The organism is Oscillibacter sp. GMB15532 (assembly GCF_041020825.1).
In the GTDB taxonomy this organism is placed as follows: domain Bacteria; phylum Bacillota; class Clostridia; order Oscillospirales; family Oscillospiraceae; genus Oscillibacter.
Genome location: NZ_JBEVTO010000005.1, coordinates 90506 through 105772, shown reverse-complemented (window position 1 = coordinate 105772; position 15267 = coordinate 90506). Strand labels below are relative to the sequence as shown.

At 60.4% G+C, this 15267-nt stretch carries 12 protein-coding genes; 5 read left to right on the top strand and 7 right to left on the bottom strand.

The window, feature by feature from the left end:
• Nucleotides 1-159 precede the first annotated feature (159 nt).
• The 6 genes from ABVS15_RS07560 to ABVS15_RS07535 all read right to left on the bottom strand — a co-directional run bounded on the left by ABVS15_RS07560 (nucleotide 160) and on the right by ABVS15_RS07535 (nucleotide 8329).
• The gene (locus ABVS15_RS07560) at nucleotides 160-1134 is read right to left on the bottom strand and encodes a peptidyl-prolyl cis-trans isomerase (RefSeq protein WP_369283127.1); all 975 of its coding nucleotides are present in this window, start codon (nucleotides 1132-1134) and stop codon (nucleotides 160-162) included.
• 39 nt (nucleotides 1135-1173) lie between these two features.
• A complete protein-coding gene (lepB, locus tag ABVS15_RS07555; RefSeq protein WP_369283126.1) occupies nucleotides 1174-1851 on the bottom strand; it encodes a signal peptidase I in 678 nt (225 codons plus the stop codon).
• Nucleotides 1844-5374 (bottom strand): transcription-repair coupling factor, encoded by a 3531-nt coding sequence (gene mfd, locus ABVS15_RS07550; RefSeq protein WP_369283125.1) that lies wholly within the window; start codon nucleotides 5372-5374, stop codon nucleotides 1844-1846. The genes lepB and mfd overlap by 8 nt, the downstream gene beginning before the upstream one ends.
• A 54-nt stretch (nucleotides 5375-5428) precedes the next feature.
• The gene (pth, locus tag ABVS15_RS07545) at nucleotides 5429-6028 is read right to left on the bottom strand and encodes an aminoacyl-tRNA hydrolase (RefSeq protein WP_369283124.1); all 600 of its coding nucleotides are present in this window, start codon (nucleotides 6026-6028) and stop codon (nucleotides 5429-5431) included.
• A 164-nt stretch (nucleotides 6029-6192) separates the two neighbouring features.
• On the bottom strand, nucleotides 6193-7152 hold the full coding sequence (locus ABVS15_RS07540) for a ribose-phosphate pyrophosphokinase (RefSeq protein ID WP_369283123.1): 960 nt from the start codon (nucleotides 7150-7152) through the stop codon (nucleotides 6193-6195).
• A gap of 61 nt (nucleotides 7153-7213) precedes the next feature.
• Nucleotides 7214-8329 carry a glucosamine-1-phosphate N-acetyltransferase gene (locus ABVS15_RS07535; protein ID WP_369283122.1) on the bottom strand — a complete coding sequence of 372 codons (1116 nt, stop codon included), beginning with the start codon at nucleotides 8327-8329 and terminating at the stop codon, nucleotides 7214-7216.
• Between the two features lie 355 nt (nucleotides 8330-8684).
• On the opposite strand from ABVS15_RS07535, the gene ABVS15_RS07530 reads away from it, so the two are divergent.
• The 5 genes from ABVS15_RS07530 to ABVS15_RS07510 all read left to right on the top strand — a co-directional run bounded on the left by ABVS15_RS07530 (nucleotide 8685) and on the right by ABVS15_RS07510 (nucleotide 13841).
• Entirely contained in the window at nucleotides 8685-9170 is a 486-nt protein-coding gene (locus ABVS15_RS07530) for a tRNA (cytidine(34)-2'-O)-methyltransferase (RefSeq protein WP_369283121.1), read from the top strand.
• A 116-nt stretch (nucleotides 9171-9286) separates the two neighbouring features.
• Complete coding sequence (gene pgk / locus ABVS15_RS07525) at nucleotides 9287-10480, top strand: phosphoglycerate kinase (protein ID WP_369283120.1); 1194 nt, start codon at nucleotides 9287-9289, stop codon at nucleotides 10478-10480.
• A gap of 126 nt (nucleotides 10481-10606) precedes the next feature.
• Nucleotides 10607-11380 carry a triose-phosphate isomerase gene (gene tpiA / locus ABVS15_RS07520; RefSeq protein WP_369283119.1) on the top strand — a complete coding sequence of 258 codons (774 nt, stop codon included), beginning with the start codon at nucleotides 10607-10609 and terminating at the stop codon, nucleotides 11378-11380.
• Between the two features lie 111 nt (nucleotides 11381-11491).
• Complete coding sequence (gpmI, locus tag ABVS15_RS07515) at nucleotides 11492-13009, top strand: 2,3-bisphosphoglycerate-independent phosphoglycerate mutase (protein ID WP_369283118.1); 1518 nt, start codon at nucleotides 11492-11494, stop codon at nucleotides 13007-13009.
• Between the two features lie 106 nt (nucleotides 13010-13115).
• Complete coding sequence (locus tag ABVS15_RS07510) at nucleotides 13116-13841, top strand: peptidoglycan DD-metalloendopeptidase family protein (protein WP_369283117.1); 726 nt, start codon at nucleotides 13116-13118, stop codon at nucleotides 13839-13841.
• Nucleotides 13842-13879: 38 nt separating this feature from the next.
• Here ABVS15_RS07510 and ABVS15_RS07505 read toward each other — a convergent pair whose 3' ends face one another.
• On the bottom strand, nucleotides 13880-15259 hold the full coding sequence (locus ABVS15_RS07505; RefSeq protein WP_369283116.1) for an MATE family efflux transporter: 1380 nt from the start codon (nucleotides 15257-15259) through the stop codon (nucleotides 13880-13882).
• Nucleotides 15260-15267: the final 8 nt, after the last annotated feature.

Genomic DNA, 15267 nt, shown 5'->3' with positions numbered 1-15267 from the left:
TTATTATAGAGAAGTTTTGCCTGTCCGTCAATGGGAAAAGCGGTACTTTGAAAATATTTGTTAAACTTTTGACAAAATCTCTTCCATTTTCGTCACCTTGACGAAAATGGAAGAGATTTCAAAAAAATATTCTGTTTTATTCGCCTGGAAATCCGGTGTTCAGCCCTTAGCGGTCCTTGCTGCGCTGAGATTCTTATAAAACGAAGCGGCAGTAAAGTCCCCATATTCTTTTGCCGGGACTACCTGTGCGCCTGACGCCAGAGACTGGATATGCGCGTCGAACCAAAGACCCGCCGCCGCATCCATATCCGTGGGCAAGAGCCGCAGCAGATATACACCGCCCTCCGTCTCCACCGGGTTGCTCCAGCGGCCCTGCTCCAGCCCCGCCAGCGCCTGTTCGGCGGCCGCAGGCAGCGTTCCGTCGCCCGTGGCGGCGGTGACGGTGGTGTAAACTCCGTCTTTCAGCGCAGCCGGGTCCTTCTCGGGGTCCTGCTCCAGATCGGACAGGGCGGCGGCGGCCAAATCCGCGTTGGGGAATACCAACACATCGGCAGTGTAGACCCCGGCGGACGCGGCGAAGTCGCTGGCGGCTCCGTCGGCGGGGGACAGCTCGCTTCCTCCCGCCAAAGACAGGGCCCGGAGCTGCTCGTATAGGTAATAGTCGGCGGTCAGAAGCTGCGCGCCCGCGCGGTCAAGGCCCATTTGCGTCAGAATGTCCAGATATGCGTCCTCTCCGCCGTATTCGGCGGCCTGTGCCGCCCAGTCCGAATCCATCGCGGACAGATTTTCCGCCGTCAGCACACAGCCGTTGGCTTCCGCCAGGGCCTCCACCGTGTCGTAAAACACCGTGGCGTCCAGCGCCTGCCGCTTTACATAGTCATCCAAAGTCTGCCCGCCCGCGTCGGCGGACCAGTCCGGCTCGCCGCCCGCCTGCTCCGCCAGATAATCGCAGTCGGCGGTCAGCCAGTAGAAATACCGCGCAGCCGGGACCTCCCGGCCGTCCACGGTCAAAAGCACCGCCTCCGGCGCAATGCCGGAGGCCTCGTAATAAAGGCCCGCCGGTTCCTCCGTCTTTTTGCCGCAGCCGCTCAGCAGTGTCATCACCGCAAGCAGGGCCGCAAACGCCCGTTTCATATGCCTGCTCCTTCCTCCCGGCGGAGCAGGCGGGCGCACTTAGCCCACCCGGCGCACGCCGAGCCACGTATTGCCCGGCCACAGGGAGACGACGGCCAGCGCCCGGGCGCGAATATTGGATGCGGGAACAAAGGGGTCCTGCCAGAAGCGGCTGTCCAGAGAGTCGTCCCGGTGGTCGCCCAGCAGGAAAACGCAGCCCTCCGGCACGGTGAAGCGTTCGGCTTCCCCGTGGGAATAGGTAATCCCCTGCACGGGAAGATAGCGCTCCTCCAGCTCTGTGCCGTTAATCAGGACATTGCCGTCATAAAAGGAGACGGTTTCCCCCGGCAGGCCCACCACCCGCTTTACCAGCGTCTGGCCCAGCTCGTCGCTGTCAAAAAGAACAATGTCCCCCCGCTCCGGCACTGGGTCCCCCACGGCGTAGCTCAAATGCCAGCTCAGAAACACGGAGTGAGTGGGCAGGGTGGTTTCCATGGACCCGCTGGTGACAAAGCCCAAAAGAAAAATTCCCCGGAACAGCGCCAGCATCACAAATACGGTGATGAACAAGTATCCATAGTTGCGCAGAAATCTGCCAAAGGGAGTCCTGCCGCGCTCGTTGACGGGCTTCGTCCGCTTTTTCGCCTTTTCGGGCTTTTCCGTCATAGCGGGCTTTTCTGCCGCTTCGGGCTTTTTCGCCTTTTCAGGCAGCTCCTTCCGGTCCTTTTCCTCAGACATGGCCGTTCTCCTTTTCTTTCGTATCCTCCGCCGCAAGGCGCAGGTCTTCCACCAGTGCGGACGCTGTTTCCAGCACGTCCGCGCCGGGGCGTAATTGCAGGGTCAGCATGGGGATGTCCCCGGCACTAAGGGTCAGCAGCCGCCGGTATTTCGGCAGGGCGCACACCGCAGCCAGTGCCTCCGGATGGAATACCCCCAGCTCCAGCCGCAGCCGTTCGCCCTTCTGGCTCAAATCGGTGACTCCGGCAGTTTGCGCCGCCGCCCGCAGAAGTGCCACGTCCAGCAGTGCCAGCACGGGCTTTGGCGGGTCGCCGTAGCGGTCCATCAGTTCGTCTAAAAGCTCGCCGGAATCCTCCGGCGTGCGGATGGCGGCGATGCGGCGGTACAAATCCATCCGCTGCTCCGCCGAGGGGACATACCGCTCCGGCAGGTGGGCGTTCACCGTCAAATCGGCGGAGCACTCCGCCGCACGGACGGGCTGCACGCCCTGTTCCTCCAGCACCGCCTCCTCCAAAAGCTTGAGATACATGTCGTAACCAACGCTCATCATGTACCCGGACTGCTCCGGCCCCAACAGGTTGCCCGCGCCCCGGATTTCCAAATCCCGCATGGCGATTTTAAAACCGGAGCCGAACTCCACGTATTCCCGGATGGCGCCAAGGCGCTTTTCCGCCGTCTCCTGCAAAATTTTGCCCTGGCGGTAGGTGAGGTATGCATAGGCCCGCCGGGTACTGCGGCCAATGCGTCCGCGAAGCTGGTGGAGCTGGGCAAGTCCCATCCGGTCCGCGTCCTCAATCACCAGTGTATTCACGTTTGAGATATCAATGCCTGTTTCGATGATGGTGGTGCACACCAGCACGTCCGCCTCGCCGTCCACCATCTGGCGCATCACGTCGGACAGCTCCCGCTCGGACATTTTTCCGTGTCCCACGACAATGCGCGCCTCCGGCCCCAAAAGCTTTTGCAGCCGCCCGGCGGTGGTGGAAATGGAGTCCACCCGGTTGTGGAGGTAATAGACCTGCCCGCCCCGGCTCAGCTCCCGGCGAATAGCGTCCGCCACGATTTGCCAGTCGTGCTCCAGCACGTAGGTCTGCACCGGCTGGCGGTCAGCCGGCGGCTCTTCAATGGTGCTCATGTCTCTCAGGCCCGACAGGGCCATGTTCAGTGTCCGTGGAATGGGCGTGGCGGAGAGGGTGAGAGTGTCCACCTGCTGGGCAAGCTCCCGCAGCCGCTCTTTATGGGTCACGCCAAAGCGCTGCTCCTCGTCGATGACCAGAAGACCGAGATTCTTAAACTGCATGGACTTTTGTAGGAGCTTATGAGTGCCGATCAAAACGTCCACGCCGCCGGTGCGGGCGGCCTCCAAAATCCGTTTTTGCTCCTTGGGCGAGGTAAACCGGGACAATACCTCCACGCTGACGGGAAAGCCTGCAAAGCGGCTCATGGCAGTGGCATAGTGCTGCTGGGCCAAAATGGTGGTGGGCACCAGAATCGCTGCCTGCTTTCCGTCCAGCACGCATTTCATCACGCCCCGCAAGGCTACCTCCGTCTTGCCATAGCCCACGTCGCCGCACAGCAGCCGCTCCATGGGCCGGGGCCGCTCCATGTCCACCTTGATTTCCTCGATGGCCCGAAGCTGGTCGTCCGTCTCCGGGTAGGGGAATGCGTCCTCAAATTCCTGCTGCCACGGGGAATCGGGCGAAAAGGCAAAGCCGGGCTGCTTTTGCCGCGCGGCGTACAGGGCGATGAGGCCCTTGGCAAGATCCTTTGCCGCCGCTTTGGCTTTGGATTTGGACCGGGCCCACTCTGTTCCGCCCAACTTGTTCAGCCGGGCGTGTCCGTCGTCCTCGCCGCCGCCGATGTACTTGCTGACCTGATCCAGCGCCGTCACCGGCACGTACAGGCAGTCTCCGGCCGCATAATCGATTTTAATATAGTCTTTTTCCACACCGTCCACCGGCATCCTCCGGATGCCGGAGAACCGGCCTACGCCGTGCTGGGCGTGGACGACCAGATCACCGGGGGAGAGGTCGGTGAAGGACTGAAGCTTCTGCCGTCCGGAGTCCTGCTTCAGCTTCCGCCGCTTTTGGGCGGCGGGGGACAGTTGGCCCTCCGTCAGCACCGCAAGGCGGAGCTGGGGCCACTCGCTGCCCGCGCTCAAAGTTCCGGCGGCCAGCCGCACCTCGCCGGGGGCGGGCATGGCGGCATTGCGCAGGTCCAGCGTGGCGGGAATGTCTCGGTCCTCCAGCAGCCGCAGCAAATTTTTCGCCCGGGCCTCGCCGCCGCAGAGAATCAGAACGCCGTACTCCGCAGCACGATAGTGATTCAAGTCCTCGGCGGCGGTTTCAAGGCTTCCGCCGTAAGAGGGAAGCTGCTTGGTGGTGAGGTTGATCAGTGCTTTGGGCGGAATAGGATAGCGGGAAGTGGGCAGCGCCGTTTCCATCACACAGGGAAACTCCGAAAGGCGGGAAAACAGCTCCTCGGCGGTCATGGTAAGGCGGGAAAACGTCCCTGCCAGAACCCCCGCCTCCATCAGGGCCTCCGTGTCCTGCTTCGCCTGCAAAACAAAGCCCTTCACCCGTTCCTCCACCCGGGCCGTCTCGCTCAGAAAAATCACCGAGTCCGGGGGGAGGTAGTCCAGCCCCCAGGCGGGTTCGGGGTATACGGCGGCAAGATACCGGTCGGCGCCGCTTAAAGAGACCCCGTCCCGCAGCCGGGCCGCGTCTGCCCGCAAAGACGACGCGGCGGGGGAGGATGGGTCCTTTTTTTCCAGCTTTTCCGCCTCCTTTTCAAGAGAGACGGCAAGACCGGGGATTCCGCCGCTTGCCTGATGGGGAAGTACCTCGGCGGCGGGAAGCAGCAGGGCAGACTTTACATTTTTCACCCGCCTCTGACTTGCGGGGTCGAACAGACCCATGGAGTCAATCTCATCGTCAAACAGCTCACAGCGCACCGGCTGGTCCATCAGAGGGGAGAACACATCCAGAATCCCGCCCCGGACGGCAAATTGCCCCACGCCCTCCACCTGCTCGCAGCGGACGTAGCCGGCGGCGGTCAGCTCTTCGGAAAGCTTGTTTAAATCCACGCGTCCGCCGACTTTCAAGGTCCGCGTGGCGGAGGACAGCAGTTTTTTGGGCTGGGTCCGGGCCATCAGCGCGTCCACCGTGGCAATGCAGACGGAAACGTGCCCGCGGGTCAGGGCGTACAGCGCGGCCAGACGGTTCTGCTCCCACGCGCGGGAAGCCACCGCCCCCGCCCGGAACTGCCACTCCCGCCCAAGCAGAATCACCGGCTCCGCCCCCGTTATGGCGCGCAAATCCCCCGCCAGCCGACGGACCTCCTGCTCATCCCCGCACAAAAAGACGGCGGGGCGGTCCATGGGCGCGGCAATCGCCGCGCCCACAAGGGCGCGGTGCGCGTTTTGGAGGCCGGAGACGGCCACGGGGCTTCTGCCGCCTTCAAGGCTGGCCAAAGCCTCCCGCAGTTCCGGAAGCTCATTCAGTTTTTTCAGGAGATGTTCCATACACGTTCCTTTTTCACGCGCCTGCGGCGCAAATCCGGGCTTGCACCCGGAGTCTCAGTTATAGAGATTCATGGCCTTCTGGCAGTCCCCCTGCCCGATGATGCACTCCGCCGCGCCGATGGCCCGGTCGAATACCTCCACCAGAGCTTTCCGCTCGCCCTGGGAGGGAACGCCGATCACCCAGTCGATCATGTCCCGCTCGCCCGGCGCCCCGCCGGGGTCGCCCACGCCGATTTTTACCCGGGGAAACTGCTCGGTGCCCAGATGGGCAATGATGCTTTTGATGCCGTTATGGCCTCCCGCGGAGCCGGAGGGACGCACCCGCAGTTTTCCCACGGGCAAAGACACGTCGTCGTAAATCACCAGCACCCGCTCGGGGGGGATTTTATAAAACCGGGCGGCCTCGCCCACGGCCTCTCCGGAGAGGTTCATAAAGGTCTGGGGCTTCATCACCAGAACCCGCGCCCCGCCGAAGTGCAGGATATTGTATGCGGACTTAAACTTCACCTTGTTCAGCTTGACGCCCTGCTTTTCCGCCAGCAGGTCCACGGTGAGAAAGCCCATATTGTGCCGGGTCTTGGCGTATTTTTCGCCGGGATTTCCAAGACCGGCCAAAATCCACTCCGCCCCGGAGGACTTGTTTCCAAACAACATGGCTTCATTTCCCTTTGTATTAGAATTTATCCCGCTCGGGGTCGTCCATCCATCTTTTGCTGCCCCGAAAAGGAAAGCCAAGAGTGTTTTACGGCGGCTTCAATACACACAAGGCGGGAAGAACCTCTCCCCGCCCTGTGGATTCAGTTTCGCCGCGGCTCTTCTCAGCGGAACAGCTTGGAGATGGAGACTTCCTGATAGATGCGCTCGATGGCCTCTGCAAACAGGGGCGCCACGGGGAGATACTTGATCCGCTCGGACTTTCCTGCGTCGATGGGTGCGATGGTGTCCAGCAGGGCCACCTCGGAAATGACGCTGTGATTGATGCGCTCGATGGCGGGGCCGGAGAGAACACCGTGGGTGGCGCAGGCGCACACGCTCTTCGCGCCGCCCACATCCATCAGTGCCTGTGCGGCGTTGCACAAAGACCCGCCGGTATCCACCATATCGTCGTAAATGATGCAGTCCATGCCCCGCACGTCGCCGATGACGTTCATCACTTCGCAGCTGTTGGCCTTCTGGCGGCGCTTATCCACAATCGCCAGATTCATATGCAGCTTCTGGGCAAAGGCCCGGGCACGGGCCACGCTGCCAACGTCGGGAGACACCACCATCATGTTCTCGCAGTTTGCGCCGAACTTCTTGGCGTAGTAATCCACGAAAATGGGGTTGCCTGCCAGATTGTCCACGGGGATGTCGAAAAAGCCCTGAATCTGAGAGGCGTGCAGGTCCATGGTCAGCACGCGGTCCGCGCCCGCGGCGGTGAGCATGTTGGCCACCAGCTTTGCGGTGATGGGGTCCCGAGCCTTGGCCTTGCGGTCCTGCCGGGCATAGCCGTAATAGGGCATCACGGCGGTGATGCGTCCGGCGGAGGCGCGCTTGAGCGCGTCGATCATAATGAGCAGCTCCATGAGATTGCTGTTGACAGGGGAAGAGGTGGACTGGACCACGAACACGTCGCTGCCCCGGACCGTCTCATACAGGGAGACAAAAATCTCGCCGTCGGAGAAGGTGCCCACCTCCGACTCGCCCAGTTTGGTCCCCATGAATTTGCAAATATCCGCCGCAAGCTGAGGATTGGAGTTGCCGCAGAATACCTTGACGTCCTTGCCGTGAGAAATCATAACAACGCCCTCTTTCTTATGTAGTAAGTATATTGTAAAAAAATTATACCCGATTATACGCTTATTTACCGTTCATTTTCCGCCGCCGGGCAGCCCAGCCGTTTTTGTTCTCCTGCTGCACCCGGGCAACGGCCAGCGCGTCGTCCGGCACGTCCTTGGTGATGGTGGCGCCCGCCGCGATGTAGCTGCCCTTTCCGACCCGCACCGGAGCCACCAGATTGGTGTTGCAGCCGATAAAGGAATCGTCTTCGATGGCGCAGCGGTATTTGTGGAACCCGTCGTAATTGGTGGTGACGGTGCCGCAGCCGAAGTTGACCCGCTGGCCCACGTCGCTGTCGCCCACGTAGGTGAGATGGGAGATTTTCGTCCCGTTCCCGATGACGGAATTTTTGACCTCCACAAAGTCGCCCACCTTTACGCCGTCTCCGATGGCGGAGCCGGGGCGGACGTAGGCAAAGGGGCCCACATGGGTTCCGCTGCCAACGGAGGATTCAAAAATCTGAGAGGCGTTGATCTCCGTTCCGTCCCCCACGGCGCAGTCACGCACCACGGAGTTGGGCCCGATGATGCAGTCCCGGCCGATGACGGTGTTCCCCCCCAGAATGGTTCCGGGCAGGAGGAAACTCCCCCGGCCGATCTCCACCCGGGGGTCGATATACACGGCGGTGGGATCCAGCATCCTCACACCGCCTGCAAGGTGCCGCCCCACGACTTCGTTCCGCAGGTGCGGCTCCACGTTTTGAATGTCCTCGTCAGAGTTGAGGGCAATCCAGCCCTTCTCGCTGTCCACATTTTGCAGGAAAATGGTGGCGGCGGATTTCCAGCCCTCCGCCAGAGCGGAGCCTTCGGCGGAATAGACGTATCCCTCGCCCACCCGGAGTGCCGGAATTACCGGCCGGGGGACCACGATCACCCGCTCTGCGCCGGACACAAAGTCCAGCAGGGGCGGGTGTGCGTCCGACAGCTCCACGTCCGCCTCCGGCGGAAAGCAGGCCCGGGCCTTTTCGGCATTCTCCGCCCCGCAGACAACAAAAAACCGCTCTACGCCGTCTTCTTTCAGCTTGCGGGCCACCCACGTCAGGATGGGGCAAAACAGAATGTCTTTCAGCATCAGCGGTTCTCTCTGCGCCGGGTCCGGGGAAGCCGTCAGGAAAATAACTGCGCGTTTTTGATCCATCGGTATCCTCTCCCTGAGAAAAATCCGGCGGCGCAGGCGCCCCGCCGGTCACCGCGGCCTCCGCCGCAGGATTGGTTGCAAAGACATTATAGCAAAGATTTAAGGAAAATCCAGTGTTTGTAGGTAAATTGTTTCAGAAAATTCTGGTTCTCTTTCGGCAAAACAACCATTTTGCAAAAAATATGTTGAAATTTCACAGTTTTTCAAAGCGCCGGACTATGACTTCGGCATTTCGCAGAATTTCTCATGGGATTGCAGTGGTTTTCTCTAAAAAATCGGTTTTTTCCCATAAAGAGGTTGAATTTGCGCGGGTTATGGATTACAATTGACCCGTTCATGCAAATGGAGGGATTCGATGCTCAATGTGGTTCTGGTAGAACCTGAGATTCCGCAGAATTGCGGAAATGTGGCCCGCACCTGCGCCGCAACCGGCGCACGGCTCCACCTGATTCGACCGCTGGGATTTGACATCTCGGACAAGGCCGTGAAGCGGGCGGGGCTGGATTACTGGCATCTGGTGGAGGTTTTTGACTACGAAAATCTGGACGATTTTTTTCTCCGCAATCCTGACGCGAGGGATATTTGGCTCACCACCACAAAAGCGCCCCGCTCCTATGTCGAGGCGGAGTTTCACGACGGCTGCTGGCTGTTTTTCGGGAAAGAGACAGCGGGCCTGCCGGAGGCGTTTCGCAGGAAGTATTACGAGCGCTGTATCCGTCTTCCCATGCGGGAGGAGGCCCGAAGCCTGAATTTGAGCAATACCGTGGCGGTATGCGTGTATGAGGCGCTGCGCCAAACCGGCTTTTCCGGCCTTGCCGGAGAGGGGGAGATGGCGCGGTGACGCTGTTTTGGCTCGTTTGCCCGTGTAAGGGCGGCAGACCTGCGCTGCCTGCGGGCACTGGTGCGGCCTTGCGCCCCGCCGGTTGGACGGGCCGACATTGAGAGGGAGGATGCTTTATGAACTACAATAAGAAAACCGTCAGAGACGTGGATGTGGGAGGCAAGAGGATTTTGCTCCGGTGCGATTTCAACGTGCCGCTGGACAAGGCCACCGGCGCCATCACCAGCGACAAGCGTATCACGGCGGCGCTGCCCACCATTCAATATCTCCTTGAAAACGGCGCGGCGGTTATCGCCTGCTCTCACATGGGAAAGCCCAAGGGAGAGCGGAAAATGGAACTGAGCCTGGCCCCCGTTGCAAAGCGGCTGGGAGAGCTTTTGGGTAGGGAAGTGATGTTTGCCGCAGACACCGTGGGCCCCGACGCGAAGGCGAAAGCCGAAGCGCTGAAGCCCGGCGAGGTGCTGTTGCTGGAAAACACCCGGTTTGAGCCGGGAGAGACGAAAAACGACCCTGAGCTTGCAAAGGAACTGGCCTCCATGGCGGAGCTGTATGTGTCCGACGCGTTTGGCTCTGTCCATCGGGCTCACGCATCCACCGTGGGCGTGGCCGAGTTTCTCCCCGCCGTGTCCGGCTTTTTGGTGGCCCGGGAGCTTGAGGTGATGGGCAAGGCGCTGGACGACCCCAAGCGGCCCTTTGTGGCGGTTTTGGGCGGAGCCAAGGTTTCGGATAAAATTAACGTCATCGGAAATCTTTTGACCAAGGCCGACACTGTGATTATCGGCGGCGGGATGGCCTATACCTTTATTAAAGCGCAGGGAGGCTCGATCGGAACATCCCTTCTGGAAGAAGATAAGCAGGCGCTGGCGCTTGAGACACTGGCCGCCGCTCAGGAAAAGGGCGTGAAGCTTCTTCTGCCTGTGGATACGCTGGCAGCGAAGGGATTTTCCGCCGACGCGCAGCCCGTCGCTATGGATGTCGCCGCCATTCCCGAGGATATGATGGGCCTTGATATCGGCCCAAAGACCGTGGAGCTGTTCTGCGGTGCACTGAAGGGTGCGGGCACCGTCGTGTGGAACGGCCCCATGGGCGTGTTTGAGTTTGACGCGTTTGCCGGCGGCACCCGGGCCATGGCGCGGGCAATCGCGGAGAGCGGCGCGGTAAGCATCGTGGGCGGCGGAGACAGCGCCGCAGCGGTGGAGCAGATGGGCTATGCCGACAGAATTACACATATCTCCACGGGAGGCGGGGCCTCTCTGGAATTTTTAGAGGGCAGAGAGCTGCCCGGCGTGGCCTGCCTGCAAGACAGATAAATGTCTGGCCCGCCTTGCCCGGCTTGGGTTCCTCCGGTCCCCCGTCAGCGTTGAAGCTGCCTTTCCCCGCCGGGCGTTTCCCATGCATGTGGAATTACCGAAACATACAGAAAAGGAAGTATCGCTATGAATCGTCGCTACCGTAAAACCGTAATCGCCGGCAACTGGAAAATGAATATGACCGCCACTGAGACGAAGAAGTTTGCCGAGGAAATGAAGAAAATTATGCCCAGAGCCAAGTGGTGCGACACGCTGATTTGCGTCCCCGCCTGCAACATTTCGGCGGCTTTGCGGGCTTTTAAGGACCTGCGGATTTCCGTGGGTTCGGAAAATGTCTACTTTGAGGAAAAAGGTGCCTATACCGGGGAAATTTCCGCCGGTATGCTGCGGGATCTGGGTGTGAAATACGTAATTGTGGGCCACAGTGAGCGGCGGGAGCGGTTCGGCGAGACGGATGCGGGCGTGAATAAAAAGGTCCACGCCGTGCTTGCCGAGGGCATGAGCCCCATTATCTGCGTGGGCGAAAGTCTGGAGCAGCGGGAGATGGGCGTGACGGGCGAGTGGGTGACGCTTCAGGTGAAAAGCGCACTGCACGGCGTTCCCGCCGACAAGCTGCGCCGGTGCATCGTGGCCTACGAGCCCATCTGGGCCATCGGCACCGGAAAGACCGCCACGGCGGAGCAGGCGGGCGAGGTGTGCGGCAATATCCGCGCCACCATCCGCGCGATGTACGGGGCGCGGGTTGCCCGGTCTGTCACCATTCAGTACGGCGGGTCCATGACGCCCCAGAACGCGGCGGAGCTGCTGGCCCAGCCGGACATCGACGGCGGGCTGATCGGCGGAGCCTCCCTGAAGCCGGAGCAGTTTGTGGAGATTGTCAACGCAGCCAATCAGGATTGAGCCGCGCTGCGCATTTCTCTACCGGAATTTTTCGGCGGGGAAGCGGAACGCGTCCCCCTGTGGCCGGGCCGGGGTCCGGAACGATCGGCTGAATCAGAAAGAGGTACTTTTATGAATAAAACTCCCACAACGCTGATTATTATGGATGGCTACGGCCTGTCCGACAGTCAGCGGGGAAACGCGGTGCGGGCGGCAAAAACGCCCTGCCTCGATCAGTTTTTTAAGGAATTTCCCCATACCACCCTCTCCGCCTCCGGGCTGGACGTGGGCCTGCCTGCCGGGCAGATGGGCAACAGCGAGGTGGGCCACACCAATATCGGCGGCGGCCGGGTGGTGTTTCAGGACCTGCCCCGGCTGAACAACGCCGTGGCCGACGGCTCGTTTTTTGAAAATTCCGTCTATCTTCATGCCATGAATGCCTGCGTCGAAAAGGGCACGGCACTGCACCTGATGGGCCTTTTGTCCGACGGCGGCGTGCATTCCCACATCGACCATCTCTTTGCCCTTATGAAACTGGCGAAGGATCAGGGCCTTACAAAAGTCTATATCCACGCGTTTTTGGACGGACGGGATACCTCCCCCCAGTCGGGCGCGGAGTTCGTGGCCCGGACCGTGGAAAAGTGCCGCCAGCTTGGCGTTGGAAAAATTGCCACCGTTATGGGCCGCTACTATGCGATGGACCGGGACAAACGCTGGGACCGGGTGGAGCAGGCGTATGACGCCATGGTATACGGCGAGGGTGTGGAAACCAATCCCGACGCCGTGGCCGCGGTGCGGGAGTCCTATGAAAAGGGCGTGACCGACGAATTTGTGGAGCCGGTGGTCTGCGACGAGGCGGGCACCGTGGGCGACAACGATAGTGTGATTTTCTTCAATTACCGACCCGACCGGGCGCGGGAGCTGACCCGTGCGCTGGTGGACCCCGCGTTTGACGGCTTCACCCATCAGTATTTCCCCGTCACCTTTGTGTGCACCACGGAGTATGACGCCTCCATGCCCAACGTAGAGGTGGCGTTTCCCCGACTGAGCGTGCGAAACGGGCTGGGGGAGTATCTCAGCACACTGGGGATGACCCAGCTTCGCATTGCCGAGACGGAGAAATACGCCCATGTGACCTTCTTTTTCAACGGCGGAACCGAAACAGTGTTTCCCGGCGAGGATCGGGTGCTGGTGGCCTCTCCCAAGGTGGCAACCTATGATCTCCAGCCGGAGATGAGCGCCGCGGAGGTCTGTGAGAAGTGCGTGGAGCGCATCGAGTCCGGGGCGTACGACGTGATTGTTCTGAACTTTGCCAACTGCGACATGGTGGGCCACACCGGCATGCTCGATGCGGCGGTGAAGGCCGTGGAGGTCGTGGACGAATGCGTGGGCAAGGTGGTGAACGCCACGCTGAAAATGGGCGGCATCGCCATGATTACCGCCGACCACGGCAACGCCGAGGAGCTGGAGCAGCCGGACGGCAGCCCCTTCACGGCCCACACTACCAACCCCGTGCCCTTTATCCTCTGCGGCGCAGGCAGCGAGCTGCGCCGGGGCGGGAAACTGGCGGACATTGCCCCCACGATTCTGGATGTGATGGGCCTTGCCTGTCCCCAAGAGATGACAGGCGAGACGCTGATCATAAAATAAAGCAAAAAACACCGGGGTGCAAAAATTTTTGCGTCCCGGTGTTTGTGTATAGTTTTTCCTTTCCTTGGACATACTGCGGGTAAACCAATGGAAAGGACGGTTTTCTATGAACAAATCCAATATGCCGAAAACGGTGCTGGGCGGAGCAGGCTTCTACATAGTCCTGCTCTTGAGCCTGGCGATTGTGGGAGCTTCGGGCTATGCCATTTTGTTCCACGGCGGCAACACAGCGAGGACGGACCCCGACGCGTCCACTGCCGCGCCGGACGCAGACCTCTTTGACGATCTGGACCCCAACGGGCCGTCGTTGGAGATTCTGGAGCCGGAGACGCTGAAAGTGCCGGACCAGGGCGTTCCGGTACAGGCGCCTGTGCAGATGCCCTCGGTGGAGGTGGACGACACCCCGGTGAAGCCCACGGCCCCCAGTCTCATCGTCTGGCCTCTGCGGGGTGCGGTGGTGTCGGTCTTCAGTATGGACGCGCTGCGCTATGACGAAACCATGGGCGACTGGCGGACCCACGCGGGCGTGGATCTGGCTGCCGAGGTGGGGACGCAGGTGATGGCTGCCAGTGCTGGAAAGGTAACCTCCGTAGAGGACAATCCCCTGATGGGGACCACCGTGGTGATCGAGCACGACGGAGGCTACGTGACCACCTACGCCAATTTGCAGGCTGTTCCCACTGTCAAGGCCGGAGATTCGGTTTCCGCCGGGCAGATTATCGGCGCGGTGGGTTCCACCGCCATTGCCGAAGCCGCACTGCCCTCCCATTTGCACTTTGCGGTGGAGAAGAACGGAGACGCGGTGGACCCACAGGTGTTTTTAAAGGACTGAAAAAAAGGCGCGCCGATCAGGCGCGCCTTTTTCATGCGTTATATCGGCTTGTCCGGAAGAGAAGTAATGTGCTTGTGATAGGTCCAGCGGAAAAATGTGAGGGACAGAATAAAAGCGGCGATCTCTGCGATGGGGAAGGCCCACCAGATCAGACCCAGCTCTCCCTGAAGGCTCAGCAGCCACGCTGCCGGCAGCAGCAGGATGAGCTGGCGGGTGAGGGAAACGAGCATGCTGAGAAAGCTGTTGCCCAGAGCCTGGAACATTCCGCTGCAAGCAATACCCACGGCAGCCATGGGAAAGGTAAGGCTGATAATCCGCAGTGCGGGCGCGCCGATTGTCAGCATTTCCTCCGACGCGTCGAACAGGCCCAGCAGCTGCCCCGGAAACAGCCAGAACAGCAGCGTTCCCACCGCCATGATGCATGCCGCCGTGGTAAGGCTTATCTTAAACGTCCGCAGGATGCGGTGCTTGTTCTGCGCGCCGTAGTTATAGGCCACAATGGGAATCATGCCGTTGTTCAGGCCAAACACCGGCATAAAGATAAAGCTCTGGAGTTTGAAATACGCGCCGAACACCGAGGCGGCGGTGGTGGTAAAGGGAATCAGGATCCGATTCATTCCGTAGACCATAACGGAGCCGATGGCCTGCATAATGATGGAGGGCACGCCGATGAGATAAATGTCCCGAATCAAATCCCCGCTGGGGCGAAAGCCCTTAAACCGCAGAGGAACCTCCGGGTTTTTCGTCAGGCAGAAAAAGAGGGACAGCGCCATGCCGCACAATTGGCCGAACACCGTGGCCACGGCGGCACCTGTCACGCCCATTCGGGGCGCGCCCAGCAGGCCAAAAATCAGAATGGGGTCCAGAATGATGTTGATGATGGCTCCCAGCCCCTGGGTGAACATGGTGTAAAGCGTCCGGCCTGTGGATTGGAGCAAGCGCTCAAAGGTAATGCCGAAAAACAGGCCGAAAGAGCCGCAGGCGCAGATGGTAAGATAGGAAATTCCGCCGGTGACAATTTCCTCCACATTGGTCTGGGACCGGAAAAAGGGTGCGGAACCGAAAGCCCCGATAAAAATGAACAGAAGGGAACTGACAGCCGCGAGGAAAACGCCGTTCAGCGCCACCTTTTGCACCCGTTTTAAATCTCCCGCGCCCAGCGCCCGGCTCAACAGCGCGTTGATACCCACGGCGGTGCCGGTGGACACGGCGATCATCAAAATCTGAATGGGGAAGGCCAGAGACACGGCGGTAAAAGCGTTCTCCGACACACGGGCCACGAAAAAGGCGTCCACCACGTTATACAGCGCCTGTACCAGCATGGATACCATCATAGGCAGGGACATATTGAATACCAGTTTGCCGACGGGCATAACGCCCATTTTGTTTTCGGCGGGTTTGTGCATATTTTCTTCCATTGAGTACT

Coding starts and splice junctions, on each gene's coding strand:
- ABVS15_RS07560 (WP_369283127.1), bottom strand. CDS start 1,134: ATGAAACGGGCGTTTGCGGCCCTGCTTGCGGTGATGACACTGCTGAGC.
- lepB (WP_369283126.1), bottom strand. CDS start 1,851: ATGTCTGAGGAAAAGGACCGGAAGGAGCTGCCTGAAAAGGCGAAAAAG.
- mfd (WP_369283125.1), bottom strand. CDS start 5,374: ATGGAACATCTCCTGAAAAAACTGAATGAGCTTCCGGAACTGCGGGAG.
- pth (WP_369283124.1), bottom strand. CDS start 6,028: ATGTTGTTTGGAAACAAGTCCTCCGGGGCGGAGTGGATTTTGGCCGGT.
- ABVS15_RS07540 (WP_369283123.1), bottom strand. CDS start 7,152: ATGATTTCTCACGGCAAGGACGTCAAGGTATTCTGCGGCAACTCCAAT.
- ABVS15_RS07535 (WP_369283122.1), bottom strand. CDS start 8,329: ATGGATCAAAAACGCGCAGTTATTTTCCTGACGGCTTCCCCGGACCCG.
- ABVS15_RS07530 (WP_369283121.1), top strand. CDS start 8,685: ATGCTCAATGTGGTTCTGGTAGAACCTGAGATTCCGCAGAATTGCGGA.
- pgk (WP_369283120.1), top strand. CDS start 9,287: ATGAACTACAATAAGAAAACCGTCAGAGACGTGGATGTGGGAGGCAAG.
- tpiA (WP_369283119.1), top strand. CDS start 10,607: ATGAATCGTCGCTACCGTAAAACCGTAATCGCCGGCAACTGGAAAATG.
- gpmI (WP_369283118.1), top strand. CDS start 11,492: ATGAATAAAACTCCCACAACGCTGATTATTATGGATGGCTACGGCCTG.
- ABVS15_RS07510 (WP_369283117.1), top strand. CDS start 13,116: ATGAACAAATCCAATATGCCGAAAACGGTGCTGGGCGGAGCAGGCTTC.
- ABVS15_RS07505 (WP_369283116.1), bottom strand. CDS start 15,259: ATGGAAGAAAATATGCACAAACCCGCCGAAAACAAAATGGGCGTTATG.